The organism is Paenibacillus sp. GYB004, from assembly GCF_036577605.1.
Taxonomy (GTDB): domain Bacteria; phylum Bacillota; class Bacilli; order Paenibacillales; family NBRC-103111; genus Paenibacillus_AB; species Paenibacillus_AB oceani.
Map to the genome: position 1 here is coordinate 85140 of NZ_JARBDB010000059.1, position 14722 is coordinate 99861.

Genomic DNA, 14722 nt, shown 5'->3' on the forward strand with positions numbered 1-14722 from the left:
GAGGAAGTTCTCTTATCCGGAATCAAATCTGATGCATTTTTCTGTATTTCCCCGGCGTTATGCCCATTTCCTTGGTGAACACCCGATTCAGATAATACCCGTTCTGGTACCCGCAGCACTCCGAAATCTGGTTCAGATTCATCTGTGTTTCCAGCAGCAGGGTACAGGCTTTCTCCATCCTTAATGACGTCATGTAGGTATGGGGTGTGGTAGAGAAGACCTTTTTGAATCGGATTGTAAATTGGGTAGGCGTCAGTCCAAGCACTGCGGCAAGCTGTTTGATTTGCAGTTCTTCGAAAGCATGCCGTTTCAATTCCTGCGCTGCCCAGGCCATATCGGGATCATGTACGGCATGCGGTATCTCATGCGCTACTGTCTGGTTATCATCGCCCCATTCGTCGCAGATCAAGTACCAGATATCGAGAATATAATGGCTTATTTTTCGGCGTCCGGATGGTGTCGCTCTTAACTTGTGCACCTTTAGACGGTCAAAGTTGAGTCGCAGACGTTCCAAATCGGCGATGCTGACTTTCCGTCCCGGGAACAATGGAGGTTCGTGCGATTCCGGCCGTGTCTCCTGTTCGGGAAGACGCAACGCGACTTTTATATTATGAAAGGACAGCGGGGAAACAACGACACGTCTAAAAGGGGTTCGGGGAGGACAAATCACGATGTCGCCCAAAGAAGCGGTTCCCTGCTCTTCCCCGATTTCATAGTAAAACGACCCGTTCTCAACAGCATATATCGTCCAGTTCTCGTCAATATCTTCATACAGCAGAAATTTTTCCTTTCGTTCCCAGTACATGTAATACATATCGTGCGGGACGTAAGCGGATAGGCTCGACAAGGGGGTTCCCTCGCTTTTTTGTAATATTTCGTATATTAGGTCAGAAATAATTTTCATTTCTCCTTAACTATATCATCGATCTATGACGATAAAAAGTATATTGCTGCAGCTGAGGGTGCCAAACCCAAACCCAAACCCAAACCCAAACCCAAACCCAAACCCAAACCCAAACCCAAACCCAAACCCAAACCCAAACCCAAACCCAAACCCAAACCCAAACCCAAACCCAAACCCAAACCCAAACCCAAACCCAAACCCAAACCCAAACCCAAACCCAAACCCAAACCCAAACCCAAACCCAAACCCAAACCCGCAACCCGTACCCGGCCCTCCGCCCTCCGAACTAACCCCGCACCCCAAGCTCCCCTCCAGCCGGTCTAGTAAAAAGAGGTTGAAACGAACGGTTGAAGGCGATATAATTCTATTACATGCATTATATATAATATATAAAAGTTAGCGCGATACTAAAGGAGCGAATAAACGGATGAGCAAAGTGAGAGTGGGGATTATCGGGCTGGGCAGCTGGGGCAGCTGTCATTTGGAAGCGTTTCATGCGATGCCGCAGGTGGAGGTCGTCGCATTATGCGACCGTAACGGGGAGCGGGTAAAGGAACTGGGCGACAAATATTCCGTGCCGAACGTGTACACGAAAAGCGAGGAGCTGCTGGAGCGTACGGACATCGATCTGGTCAGCATCGCGACGTTCGAGCACGAGCATTGCGGTCCTGCGGTCGCGGCGCTTAATTCCGGCAAGCATGTGCTGGTCGAGAAGCCGGTATCCACCAAGCTGGAGGAGGCGGCGGAGATGGCTGCGGCCGCGGAGCGTAACGGCAAATTCATATTCGCCGGGCATCTGCTCCGGTTCGAGCCGCGCTACGCGGATATCAAAAACGCGATCGTATCGGGCCGGATCGGCGAGCCGCAGAGCATGTACTTGAAGCGGGGCCGGACGAAGGGGATGTTCCGCACGTACAAACGGACGCATACCGTGTTCGAGCTGACGGTGCACGATCTCGATATCGCCATCTGGTATGCGGGCAGCCGGGTCAAAACGGTAAAAGCTTACGGCAAGGCGGTTAACGACGAAGTCGTCCCGGATATTTTATGGTCTTGTCTCGAGTTCGAGAACGGGACGATGGCGTTTTTGCACAGCAACTGGATGACGCCGGACGAAGCGGGCATCGTGATGAACGACGCGGCGGAAGTGATCGGGCTGAACGGAACGGCCCAATTTGCCAACAGCGGCTCGAATTTGCAGCTGTGGGACGGGGCGGGACGGACGTCGCCGGACTATTTTATTCACCATACGCTGAACGGTAGCGCATTCGGCGTGCTGCGCGAGCAGCTTACTTATATATGCAATTGCGTGGCGGCCGGTACGAAGCCCGAGTATACGTCGTTCGACGATGCGGTGCACGGGATCGCGGTAGCCGAGGCGATCATCCGCTCTTGCGCGAGCGGCCGGGAGGAATATCCGCAAGCTTAGCCGCGGCCGGCAACTGGCAGGAAGCAAGAGCAGAGGAGGAGAACCCGTGAGACTGCGAGAGAAAGTATGTCTGATCACCGGAGCGGGGTCCGGCATCGGACAAAGTACGGCGCTGCTGTTCGCCGCCGAGGGAGCGGAGGTTGTCGTAAACGATCTGGATACGGACAAAGGCGCCGAGACGGTGAGACGGATCGAAGAAGCGGGCGGAACGGCCGTGTTTCTGCAGGCGGACGTTACGAATCCGGAGGAAATCCGGCTGATGACGGAGCGGGCGCTGGGGCGGTTCGGCCGGATCGACGTGTTGTTCAACAACGCGGGGATCAGCGGTGTCGGCCGATTGCACGAGATCGAGCCGGACGTCTGGGACCGGATCATGAGCATCAATATTAAAGGCGTTTATTTGCCTAGCAAATATATAATTCCCCATATGATGGAACGAAAGCGGGGGGCGATCATCAACATGTCGTCCTGCGTGGCCGAGATCGGACTTGCGCGCCGGGCTTCCTATGCCGCGACGAAGGGGGCGGTGCTTGCGCTGACCAAATCGATGCAGGTCGATTACGCCCCGTACGGCATCCGGGTGAACGCTCTGCTGCCCGGGACGATTTTCACCCCGTTCGTTGAGCAGTATTTGCGCAAGTCGTACGACGACCCCGAGGAGGCGATCGCCTCCATCAAGAAACGTCAGCTGAGCGAAGAGCTCGGGCTGCCCGAAGATGTCGCCAAAGCGGCTTTGTTTCTGGCCTCCGACGAATCTTCCTTTGTGATGGGGGCGCCGCTTTATGTGGACGGCGGGGCTGTATTCGGCAAAAACGCCTGAGTTTATTTTCGCGGAACGACGGAGGGATTATCTGTGAGAAAAGAAATCGTATATACCGATAAAGCGCCGGCACCGGGAGGGACGTATTCGCAAGCCGTCAAGACCGGCAATATGGTGTACGTCGCGGGCACCTGCCCGTTCGAGCTGGGCACCGGCAACGTGCTGTACCCGGACGATATTGTCCGGCAGACGCGTCTCGTGCTTCAGTATATGGCGCGAATCTTGGAGGCGGCGGGCACGTCGCTGGAGCATGTTGTGAAAGTGACGTCGTTTCTGCGGAATCTCGGCGACTTCAAAGCTTATGATCAAGTGTACGCAGAGACGTTCGCCCACGAGCCGCCCGCACGGAGCACGGTGGAGATCGGCCAATTTCCGCCGGGGATGACGGTGGAGATCGAATGTGTCGCCATGCTTCCGTCTTCGCGGGAGACCGCTGGACAATGACGCTTTCGGAAGCGGATGAAACGGGGAATGTCCGAAAGCCGGGGCTGTGCCGTATCAAAGATCATGTAAACGCTTTTGGCGGGATTGACAACATTTTCACGGCTATGCTATAACTAGTACGATGTCGGGCCTTACTAACCGAATAGGAAGTACCGTTTAGGGTGGAGTCAGGAGAGAAAACTCTAAATAGTAGACAGCTTGCTGTGCTGTTTATTATTTGGCTTCTCTCTTTTTTGTTTCACGGAAGCAGTCAAACGACAATAAAAATGTAGAGGTGACGCACATTGGCGGACAACAGACGGGAATTTTCGATCGTCATTATTCCGGATACGCAAATACTGGCGGCGAAATATCCTTCCATCTACCCGGTGAAGGCGCAGTGGATTGTAGATAATGCAGCCGATTTGAACGTGCAAATCATACTCCATCTCGGGGATGTCGTAGATGACGGTGCGGACGACGAAGAACAGTTCCGGATCGCCGCGCAGGCGTTCGAGAAGTTCGATCAGGCCGGAATTCCGTTCCTGGCGACTCCCGGCAACCATGACTACGATAACCAATTGAAGACGGACCGGAGTCTGACGATGTTCAACCGCTATTTTGGAACGCACCGCTACGCGAACCGTCCGTGGTTCAAGGGCACTTATGAAGAGGGGAAAATCGAAAACAGCTATGCCGTGCTGGAGATCGAAGGCGAGCCGTATTTGTTTCTGTCGCTGGAATTCGGGGCCAGGGACGAAGTGCTGGCCTGGGCCGACAGCGTGATGGAGGCGCACAGCTCCCATAAAGTTATCATCATTACGCATACTTACATGTACCAGCACGGGGAGAGAACGAAGCCCGGCGATAACCATAACCCGAAGCTGTACAAGGGCGCAGCCGGAGCGAATGACGGAGAGGATATGTGGCAGAAGTCGTTCCGCAAGCACGGCAATCTGATCGCGGTGTTTTCCGGCCATCACGACCGGGAACTGGTCAGCTACCGGACCGATTTCGGCGACTGCGGCAACCCGGTATTCCAGTCTTTTCAGAACTGGCAGTGCACGGACAACGGGGGAGAAGGGCGCATCCGGATTTTGAAAATGAAGCCGTCCGACTTCCCCTCTTTCAGCCTGGACGTGTACAATCCGCATACCGGATCGTATGAGACGAATCCGGGGTACTCCGTCGAGGTGCCGCTGAAGCGGGAAGACGCTGTGCTGAATATTCGCCATCCGCGCTAGGAAGGGGCTTTGAACCGGCTATGAACGAGAAACGATTCCGCAACGGACGATATGCGGTTCGCCTGCTGCTGGCGGTTTGTATCGCGCTGCCTGCAGGGTCCTGCTCTGGCGGTACGGATAACGCCGGCCGTTCTGCGGTCTCGCAGACCGTGTCTGCGGAAGAGAGCGGCCCGGCAGTTGCAAGTGTGCCGGTCCAATACGAGCAGCTTCAATACAGGAAATACTCCGAAACGTATGGCTGGAAAGCGGCCGATTCGGCGGCGGAATCCGGCCGGGATGTGCCGGACCGGTACGAGCTGTACCGGCAGGCGGTTCCCGGAGGTTTTCTCGTCAGCGAAAACGAAGACGATTATTATATCTGTGTAAGCATCGGCAAGAAACCGTCCGCTAACGAAGGATTTCGGGTGGAAAAGGTAACCGTCTCCGGCGGCGGAGAAGGCCAGACGTCTCCCGCTCGACCGTTTCTGACGATTTCGGTCCGGCCGACGGCTGATGACCCCGTTCCCGAGGGGATGAAGGGTGAGGCGTTCGTCACTTCGCTGCTCCGCATCCCCAAGCAACAGCTGCCGTCCGGCACCGTGGTACGGGATATTTTAATGATAGAGACATAACCCTCTGGCGCCCGAAGCTTCATCACATCCGCCGCCCCAGCCCCTTGCCCGAATCCTCCGATTTCGGCAGGGGCTTTTCGGCGCCAGCCTATTTGACAACCTTCGAGTCATTCCCTACAATAAAACGTATGTAACCGATACCACATATTCGGAAATGATGCAACTCATCACTTTTTTATCGGAAATCAAGGAGACTTATGGCAACGATCAGGGATGTAGCCAAACTGGCTGGCGTTTCCGTAGCGACAGTATCCCGGGTTCTGAACAAGACCGGTTACGTCAACCAGGAGACGAAGGAAAAGGTACAGCAGGCGATCAAGATGCTGCATTACGAGCCCAACGCGATGGCCAAAGGGTTGGCGGGCAAAAAAACGGAGACGCTGGCGCTCATTCTTCCCGATATCGCCAACCCCTTCTTCGCCGAGCTGGGAAGAGCCGTCGAGGATGTCGCGCAGACGTACGGATATACCGTCGTGTTATGCAATTCAGACAACGATACGGACAAAGAGCAGAAGTACATTCAGATTCTGAAAAGCCGTTATGTCGACGGTATTTTGTTCGCGAGCCATACGCTGCGCACCTCCGACGTCGTCGAGTTGAACAAGGCCGGCATTCCGCTTGTCGTGCTCGACCGGGCGCCTGCAAACGTTCCGTGCCTTGTCGTGAGGTCCAATAATAACGAAGGCGCCAAGCTGGCCGTCCGTCATCTGCTCGATAACGGCTGCCGGAAGATCGGCCATCTGTACGGCCCGCAGGAGACGGCAACGGCGAAAGAGCGCCTCGTTGGATATGAAGAGGCGGTCCGGCATTATCCGTGGTATTCCCCGACGCTGCTGGAGCCGGGCAATTTCAGCATTCGAGGGGGGATGGAGGCGGCAGAGCGTTTGCTGGCGCGTCATCCGGATATGGACGGCATCTTTGCCGGCAACGATTTGATGGCGCTTGGTGCGCTAAAAAAACTTCAGCAATTGGGCGTGTCCGTACCCGGCAAGGTCGCGTTGGTCGGCTTCGACGGCATCGACTTGACCGTCATTACCGAGCCGGAGATTACAACAGTGGCTCAACCAATTTACGAGCTCGGCGCACTCGCCACACGTCTGCTGATCAAAAAGATCGAAGGCGTGACGATCGATAACGAAACGTACGAGTGCGATGTTTCGCTGCTCGCACGGGGAACGACACGGCGGGCCAACAACGCGGAGGGAACGGCAGACGATTAGAGGAGCGGCGCTTCGCCGTACGTCGTGCCGAAAAAAATTAGACGAAAACGCTGGGCGCATGAAACGAAAAGCAGTCCGAATCGCATCCCCCCGGGTGCTCTCGGACTGCTTTTTTAATTTATCGGAAAGTGTATCGTGGGAGCGGCTCTTCGCTAAAGTATTCAAGCAAAAAGCGAATTCTAACGAATCGTATCATGCTTATGGGCTGAAAAACGACATTTTCCCAGGCTAACGAATCCGGACATCGTTATTGAGCCGAAAGCGGAAAAAAACAATCCGATTTGCGGCAATAACGAAACAACAGTTCGTTATAAGTTCAAACGTCTGCTTTCGGTTCTGTTAACGAATGCTGGGTTCGTTAGCCATACCGCCAGATAAGACAACACGACTTCAACGGCGGTTGGAGGACTCTTCCCACTCTCTCCGACGAGTTAACGGTAGGTTTGAAAAACAAAGAACCGCCGGGTGCTTTTAGCGGACGGTTTTTGGCTGCAACCCCACACAGACCGTTTTAGCCGATACATTCTCTTGATTACAACCCTCCGATCACCGTACTCCTTTCGCCGGTTCCGGCTTGTCCGGAGCCGGAGCGAGCAAACCGCCCCGCAGCCACAAGGCGCACGCCGCCAGCAGCAATGACGATATCACGAATACGCCGCGAATCGTAAGCGATTCGGATACGAATCCGCCGACCAAGGGACCGAGCATGCTGCCGAGCGCGTACATGCTGGAATTGAGGCTGTACGCCATGCTTTCCCCGTTCGGCGGCGCGTATCGGCCGATCAGCGCGTTGACGGACGGCAGCAGGCCCCCCATGCACACCCCCAGCGCAAACCGTACGGCGATCAGCTGCGGGGTACTGTGCACGAAAGCCTGCGGCAAACTGAGCAAGGCCGAACCCAGCAAGCAGAAGAGAAGAATGCGGCCGGAGCCGATCCGGTCCCCGAGCCGGCCAAGCAGCGGAGCGGCGATCATATTGGACAGTCCGTTCACCGAGCTTACTACCCCCGCGTAAAAGGCGACCATCCCCGCTTGTCCGCTCAGCTCCTGAACGAACAGGGGGAGCAGTGCGACGGGGGCGAGCAGGGCGAATTGGATCACGACCGTCGTCGTATTCAGCATATTCAGCTCCCGTACGCCGAACAGCGGCCGGAACGCCCGGAGCAGCGGCGTCGCTTCCCGTTTCGCCGTTTTCTCCGCAACAACCGGTTCCTTAACGAGCAGCAGGGCCAGCAGCGAAGCGATAAAAATCAGCGATCCTGTTATAAAGAAGATCGGGCGGTACCCGTAATGATCCGCCATAAACCCGCCGAACAAAGGTCCGAATATCGTACCGGCTACGACGCTCGATTGCAGCGTTCCCATCGTAAAGCCGATTTTGTCCTTCGGCGTCCCCGCCGACATCAGCGCGATCGAGGCCGGAGCAAAGCCGGATACGACCCCGTTGACGATCCGCAGCATCAGCAGTTGCCAAGGTCCTCCGGCGAACCCCATCAGCGTCATCACCGCCGCCATGCCGAAGCCCGAGCGAAGGACCATCAGCTTCCTTCCGTACCGGTCGGCCAGATTGCCCCAGACCGGCTGGAACAAAAACGCCGTAAAAAAATTGGCGGCGAAGATGACGCTCGCCCATGCCGCAACCTGATGCGGATCCGTAACGCCAAGCTCTTGAAGGTACAGGGGAAGAAACGGAATAATCATCGTCATGCCCGCGTTGACGAAGAATAGTCCGATGCCCAGCACGATCAAATGAAGGTGCCATCTTGCCATTTGGATCATCTCCCGTCTCTGAGACGGCCGACTGTGAAAGCGCTCGCGGCCGTCTCTTTTTCTGCCATTGACAACCGGTACCGAGGACTTTATTATATATGTAACCGTTACCTCATTTCAATGATCATCCCTTTATTTAATGGTATGATCGATATGTAACAGGTTACCTATAGTGCCGCATTGAGGCGAATCGCCTCGGGCGGTAGACAGAAGCCGGTGCAAGAGCGGCGTGTTAAGGGGGGACTCGGGGGTCGCGACACATTTATAAGATAAGTCTTTGCAATAACGAGTAAACGAACTGTCTGCGGGGAAACTTTGAGTACACACCAAAAACTACTTTCGGGAGTGAACGCATCATGAAGAAGGTTTGGACAGTATCTCTTGCGGCTTCCATGCTGCTTACCACGGTGTTGACCGGCTGCGCGTCCAGCAAAGAAGGTGCAGGGTCGCAAGCGGGGGGCGGCGCGCCGAAGGAACTCGTCGTATCGACCTGGGGCTTCAGCGAAGATTTGCTCAGAAAAAATGTATTTGATCCTTTCGAGAAAGCGAATAACGTCAAAATCAAGCTTGAAGTCGGCAACAACGCGGACAGGCTTGGCAAAGTGCGGATGAAAGCGCACCAGATCGATGTGATTATGCTGGCTGAAGGGTATGCCGCCCAAGGGATCGAGGAAGGCTTGTTCGAGAAAATCGACCGTTCCAAAATCCCGAATATCGAACATTTGTACGATATCGCCAAAGCGCCTAACGGTGCCGACTACGGTCCGGCTTTCACGATCGGCAGCTCCGGCATTATATATGACAAGACGGTTGCCAGCAAGCCGGTCGAGTCGTACGCCGATTTATGGCGAGACGAATTCAAGGGCAAACTGGCGATTCCCGATATTACGACGACGGACGGACCGTTCGTCATCGATTTCTCCTCGAAGGTAGCCGGGGCTTCCGCCCTCGATGCGGACAAGTCGTTCGGTAAACTGAAAGAGCTCGCTCCGAATGTCGTGAAATATTATATGAAAAGCTCCGATCTGGCCAATATGTTCAACCAGAAGGAGGTTGCCATCGCGCCGGTGCAAAACTTCGTCCTGTCGACGATCAAAAAGGCGAACCCGAACGCGGAATGGGTCATTCCGAAGGAAGGTGCCTATGCCGTCCTGAACACGATGAACTTGGTGAAAGGCACGAAAAACAAAGAGCTGGGCGAGAAGTTTATCGACTTTTGGCTCAGCGAGCAGGTGCAGAAGGCCAATGCGATCGACAAGGTCGACTCGCCGGCTAACAAAGACGTCAAGCTGAGCGCAGAGGAAGCGTCGGGCTTGACATACGGCGCGGATTTTATCGCCAAGCTGAAGACGGTCGATTGGAACGTGGTCAACAAAAACATGAAAACGTGGATTGACCGCTGGAACCGGGAAGTCATTTCAAAGTAAAGGTTGTTTCAATGAGGCGGTCCAGGCGGGCCGCTTCAAGAAATTATAGGACTGTACGGCGCTGCGGACCGGCCAGGCCGTTGTGCGGCAGCAGCCGGAGAAAGCGGGGACTTGATCATGAACGTCATTTCGGCTGAATTAGTCGAACAAAAGCTCGGAACTTATTTACACGACACGTTCCGGCATTTGCATACGAACCCGGAGTTGAGCGGCCGTGAATTCGAGACGCAAGCTTTTTTAAAGTCGGAGCTGGACAGGCTCGGCATTCCTTATAAAGAGATGGCGTGGACCGGACTGTGCGCCGAGCTGAAGGGGGCGCGTCCCGGGGCTGCGATTTTGCTGAGGGCGGATATCGATGCTTTGCCGATCGAGGAACAAACCGGTCTGGCTTACGCTTCCAATAGAGAAGGCGCGATGCACGCATGCGGCCATGACGCCCACATGACGATTGTGCTCGGAACGGCAGCCATGCTGCTGGAACGGCAAAACGAATGGAGCGGCACGGTAAAGCTGATGTTCCAGCCGTCGGAGGAAAAACATCCGGGCGGGGCAAAGCCGATGATAGCCGAAGGGCTGCTGGACGATCCGAAGGTAGACGCGGCAATCGGCATTCATACGAACCCTTATCTTGCGCCCGGCACCTTCGGCTTGAAGGACGGGGCCATCTTAGCCAACGCGGACCGGTTCTACATCCATCTGATCGGCAAAGGCGGCCATGCGGCGGCTCCGCATGAAGGCGCCGATGCGATCGCGATGGCCGGGCAGCTGATCGTCTCGATCCAAAATCTTGTCGCCCGCCAAGTATCGCCGTTTGACAACGCCGTCGTCACGATCGGTGAAATCAAGGGCGGTTACGCCCCGAATACACTGGCCGACCGCGTGTATATGGCGGGTACGGTGCGGACGATGAACGACGACACGCAAGCGATGATGGAGAAAAAGATCGGCGTGCTGCTGCAGGGAATCGCGGATTTGTGGGGCGGCTCGTTTACGTACGACTACGTGCGCGGTTACCCGATCACTTGGAACGATAAAGCGATGACCGATATCGTCCGGCACGCAGCCGAAACTTGTCTGGGCAAAGAAAGCGTTGTCGAAATGCCTCATGGCTATATGAGCGCGGACGATTTTGCTTATATCGCCCAAGCGGTGCCTTCCGTATTTATCGAATGGGGAACGGGCGAATGGGCGGAGGAAGCGCGCGGGACAGCCGTACCTTGGCACAATCCGGCATTCAGGGTGAATCCCGATGCGTTCAAATACGGAGTGGCTGTCGTCACGCAATCGATCCTGAACTATTTGCAAGGAGGAAAATAACTGATGCAGAAAGTGATCATCGACGCGGATACGGGAATCGACGACGCGCTTGCGCTGCTGCTGGCCGTCAAAAGCGGCAGGCTCGACATCCTCGGCGTTACGACGGTATGCGGCAATGTGCCGCTGGAGCAAGCTACGGCCAATACGTTGAAAGTGCTGAAGCTGCTTGGCAAGGAGGGGGAAATTCCCGTTATCCGCGGCGCCGCTCTTCCGCTGCTGAGGGAGCCGCGCCACGAAACCGGCGTACACGGAGCCCGCGGCCTTGGCGGCGCGCTGGAAGAGATGGAGCCCGGGGAAGCGGCGGACGGATATGCGCCCGACTTTATCATCGAACAGGCGCGCAAGCATCCGGGAGAGCTGTCCTTGATTCTGATGACGCCGCTGACGAATATGGCGCTTGCGCTGCGCAAGGAGCCGGAGCTTCGATCGTGGATCAAGGAACTGATTATTATGGGCGGCGTCGTATCCGGTCCGGGCAACTTGACACCCGTGGCGGAGTACAACATCTTCGCCGATCCCGAAGCGGCCAAGCTGGTTTTCCACTCGGGCATTCCGATTACACTTGTCGGGCTGGACGTGACGAGAAAGGCACTGCTCCATGAAAGTCATGTGCGCCAGCTCGCGGGGACGGAAGCGGGAGAGTTCGTAGAGATGTGCACCTCGCATTATATCGAGCGGTACAGCCGGATGAACGGCGTTCGCGCTTGCGCGCTGCACGACCCGCTTGCTGTCGGGGTAGCGATCGACAGAAGCATCGTGCAAACCCGCAAGCTGTTCGTCGACGTAGAGACGCGAAGCGAGCTGTGCGACGGGCAGACGGTGTGCGATTTTCAGAACCGGCTAAACCGGATACCGAACGTTGATGTTTGCCTGCAGGTGGATGAGGAACAATTTCTGGATATGTTCGTCCATTATTTGAAGCAATAAATGCGAGGGGAAATTGCGATGAATAACGGATCTGTCCTTGTAGTTGGCAGTCTGAATATGGATTTGGTGGCGCAGGTCCGCGACATGCCCCGAATAGGCGAAACGATTATAGGGCATAGCTTTGATAGAATGATGGGCGGCAAAGGGGCGAACCAGGCGGTCGCCGCCGCACGCCTCGGAGCGAAGGTCTCGATGATCGGCTGTTTCGGCAGCGACGAATTCGGCGACGACATGCGGACGATTCTCGCCAAGGAGCGAATCGAAACCGAAGGCATCCGCACCGTGGAGAACGTCTCGACCGGAACCGCGATGATTCTGGTCGACCGCCACGGTGACAATTCGATCGTCGTCGCGCCGGGAGCGAACGTTCATCTGAGTCCGGCCGATATCGACATGCACGCCGGCTTGTTCGAGGCTTGCGACGTCGTCGTGCTGCAGCTCGAAATTCCGCTGGAGGCGGTGCGGCACAGCGTCGCTACAGCCAAAAGGTTCGGCAAAACGGTCGTTTTTAACCCGGCCCCGATGCAGCCGTTGCCCGAAGCGATGCTGGAGCATATCGACTACCTGATTTTGAATGAGGTGGAGGCGGAGGAGCTGACGGGCGCGCCTGCATCCGACTTCGACCTATTGGCAGCCCGTCTGTCTGCGCTTCCGTGCGGACACGTCGTGCTGACGCTCGGCGGGGATGGAGCGGCTTCCATTTGCGGTAACGGGGTTGTGCGGTATCCGGCGATAAAAGTCGATGCGGTTGATACGACCGGAGCCGGCGATTCGTTTATCGGGGCGTTCGCCAGCCGTCTCGCCCGCGGTGACTATGCCGAAAGCGCCGTCCGTTACGCCATCAAAGTGGCCGCCATCACCGTCACGAAGCTGGGCGCTCAAGCGGCGCTGCCGACGGAGGAGGAAACGATGAAGTTTGAACAAGGATGGGGGGCAGAACGCCGATGAAGAAACCCGCTTATTGGCTCGTATTGCCGGGCGCGCTGTTTTTGACCGTCTTTATGGTCATTCCGATTGCCCTAATCATTTTGTCTACGTTCCGTACGGATGAAGGCATCAGTCTGGCTGGCTACATTTCCTTTTTTACCGACTCGTATACGCTCGGGATATTGTGGACGACGCTGAAGCTTAGTCTGATTACTACGGTCTTATGCATTTTGCTCGGTTTCCCGGCCGCTTATTACATTTCGCGGACGAAGGTAAGCCGCAGAGGGATTTATTTGGCGCTGGCGATTTTCCCGCTGCTGACCAGCGCAGTCGTCCGTTCGTTCAGCTGGATGGTTACGCTCGGCAAAAACGGGCTGATCAACAACCTGCTGCTCGACCTGCACGTGATCGACAAGCCGATTCAAATCTTGTATACGGAAACGTCGATTATAATCGGGCTCGTTCACCTGTTTCTGCCGCTGATGATCATATCGCTGATCGGCGTGCTTGAAAATATCGACGGAGATTTGGTGAAGGCTGCGGCCAGTCTGGGCGCATCCCGTTTCAAGTCGTTTATTAAAGTGATTTTGCCGTTAAGCGTTCCCGGCTTGCTTGTCGGCAGCACGCTTGTGCTCGTCGGCAGCTTGACCGCCTATGCGACTCCGCAACTGCTGGGCGGCAAAAAACGGGTGCTTGCGACACTGCTCTTCCAGAATACGATGACGCTCGGCGACTGGAAGACGGCGTCGATTATCGCCACCATTATGATTGCCCTGACGTTTCTGCTGATCGGCATCATCAATTCGCTTGCCAAAAAATTGAATCCGAACGGGTAAAGGGAGGGTAGACGATGAAGGAAAAACAAACGCTGCTGGGTTTATTTACTTTTGTCATTTATATTTTTTTGCTGGCGCCGCTCATCATCATTATCGGGGCATCGTTCGGGCCGGACAATTATTTGGCTTTTCCCCCGAACGGGTTCTCCATGAAATGGTATGCGAACATTTTCCGCGTCGAGATGTTCTGGAGCTCGTTCAAAATCAGTATGACCGTCGCCATGGCCGGCATCTTTATTTCGTTTCTGCTCGGCATTCCGGCCGCTTATGCGCTTAGCCGGTTCAAATTCAAGGGACAATCGTTTTTTAGCTCGTTTTTCATCTCCCCGATTATCGTGCCGGGTATCGTTTTCGGATACGGCTTGCTGAAATATTTGGTCATTACGTACAAAATTCCGATTTTTCCCGGTGTGCTGATCGGGCACGTCGTCATTATGATCCCTTACGTGATCCGGGTCATCTCGTCGAGCTTGATGAATTTTGACTATTCGGTCGAGGAAGCGGCGATGAGCCTCGGGGCGAGCCGGTTGAAAACGTTTTTTGTCGTCGTGCTGCCGAATATCCGCTCGGGCATTATCGCAGGCATTTTGCTCGCCTTCCTGGAATCGTTCAACAACGTGGACGTCTCCGTGTTTATGACCGGGCCGGGAGTGAGCACCCTGCCGATCAGCATGCTCAACTATGTGGAATATTACTTCGATCCGACGATCGCCGCCATCTCCGTACTGTTAATGATCATGACGGCCATTTTGATCGGAGCGATCGAACGGACGCTCGGCCTACGATTTTTTACCAAGTAACGGTTGCGAAATATCGACCTGCTTAGCGAATATAAGCTTTCCGTGCCAAAAGCAGGCATATGATTTC

General features: G+C 55.3%; 14 protein-coding genes. 12 read left to right on the forward strand and 2 right to left on the reverse strand.

Annotated features, from left to right (window positions below):
* Nucleotides 1-22: 22 nt before the first annotated feature.
* A complete protein-coding gene (locus tag PV433_RS25560) occupies nucleotides 23-847 on the reverse strand; it encodes an AraC family transcriptional regulator (protein ID WP_332074859.1) in 825 nt (274 codons plus the stop codon).
* A gap of 484 nt (nucleotides 848-1331) precedes the next feature.
* On the opposite strand from PV433_RS25560, the gene PV433_RS25565 reads away from it, so the two are divergent.
* From PV433_RS25565 to PV433_RS25590, 6 genes are all read left to right on the forward strand, one after another.
* On the forward strand, nucleotides 1332-2333 hold the full coding sequence (locus PV433_RS25565) for a Gfo/Idh/MocA family protein (protein WP_332074860.1): 1002 nt from the start codon (nucleotides 1332-1334) through the stop codon (nucleotides 2331-2333).
* A 46-nt stretch (nucleotides 2334-2379) separates the two neighbouring features.
* Complete coding sequence (locus PV433_RS25570; protein WP_332074861.1) at nucleotides 2380-3153, forward strand: SDR family NAD(P)-dependent oxidoreductase; 774 nt, start codon at nucleotides 2380-2382, stop codon at nucleotides 3151-3153.
* 33 nt (nucleotides 3154-3186) lie between these two features.
* Nucleotides 3187-3597, forward strand: coding sequence for a RidA family protein (locus PV433_RS25575; protein ID WP_332074862.1), 411 nt, complete (start codon nucleotides 3187-3189; stop codon nucleotides 3595-3597).
* Between the two features lie 284 nt (nucleotides 3598-3881).
* Nucleotides 3882-4820 carry a metallophosphoesterase gene (locus PV433_RS25580; protein WP_332074863.1) on the forward strand — a complete coding sequence of 313 codons (939 nt, stop codon included), beginning with the start codon at nucleotides 3882-3884 and terminating at the stop codon, nucleotides 4818-4820.
* 20 nt (nucleotides 4821-4840) lie between these two features.
* On the forward strand, nucleotides 4841-5431 hold the full coding sequence (locus tag PV433_RS25585) for a hypothetical protein (RefSeq protein WP_332074864.1): 591 nt from the start codon (nucleotides 4841-4843) through the stop codon (nucleotides 5429-5431).
* A gap of 197 nt (nucleotides 5432-5628) precedes the next feature.
* A complete protein-coding gene (locus tag PV433_RS25590; RefSeq protein ID WP_332074865.1) occupies nucleotides 5629-6651 on the forward strand; it encodes a LacI family DNA-binding transcriptional regulator in 1023 nt (340 codons plus the stop codon).
* 546 nt (nucleotides 6652-7197) lie between these two features.
* Here the strand turns inward: PV433_RS25590 and PV433_RS25595 are convergent.
* Nucleotides 7198-8421 carry an MFS transporter gene (locus tag PV433_RS25595; protein WP_332074866.1) on the reverse strand — a complete coding sequence of 408 codons (1224 nt, stop codon included), beginning with the start codon at nucleotides 8419-8421 and terminating at the stop codon, nucleotides 7198-7200.
* Between the two features lie 356 nt (nucleotides 8422-8777).
* On the opposite strand from PV433_RS25595, the gene PV433_RS25600 reads away from it, so the two are divergent.
* From PV433_RS25600 to PV433_RS25625, 6 genes are all read left to right on the forward strand, one after another.
* On the forward strand, nucleotides 8778-9848 hold the full coding sequence (locus PV433_RS25600) for an ABC transporter substrate-binding protein (RefSeq protein WP_332074867.1): 1071 nt from the start codon (nucleotides 8778-8780) through the stop codon (nucleotides 9846-9848).
* Between the two features lie 117 nt (nucleotides 9849-9965).
* Nucleotides 9966-11165: a M20 metallopeptidase family protein gene (locus PV433_RS25605; protein WP_332074868.1), complete on the forward strand. Its 1200-nt coding sequence runs from the start codon at nucleotides 9966-9968 to the stop codon at nucleotides 11163-11165.
* A gap of 3 nt (nucleotides 11166-11168) precedes the next feature.
* Nucleotides 11169-12092, forward strand: a complete 924-nt coding sequence (locus PV433_RS25610; RefSeq protein ID WP_332074869.1) for a nucleoside hydrolase — start codon at nucleotides 11169-11171, stop codon at nucleotides 12090-12092.
* An 18-nt stretch (nucleotides 12093-12110) separates the two neighbouring features.
* Nucleotides 12111-13040 carry a ribokinase gene (rbsK, locus tag PV433_RS25615; protein WP_332074870.1) on the forward strand — a complete coding sequence of 310 codons (930 nt, stop codon included), beginning with the start codon at nucleotides 12111-12113 and terminating at the stop codon, nucleotides 13038-13040.
* Entirely contained in the window at nucleotides 13037-13855 is an 819-nt protein-coding gene (locus PV433_RS25620; RefSeq protein ID WP_332074871.1) for an ABC transporter permease, read from the forward strand. The genes rbsK and PV433_RS25620 overlap by 4 nt, the downstream gene beginning before the upstream one ends.
* A gap of 14 nt (nucleotides 13856-13869) precedes the next feature.
* Nucleotides 13870-14655, forward strand: coding sequence for an ABC transporter permease (locus PV433_RS25625; protein ID WP_332074872.1), 786 nt, complete (start codon nucleotides 13870-13872; stop codon nucleotides 14653-14655).
* Nucleotides 14656-14722: the final 67 nt, after the last annotated feature.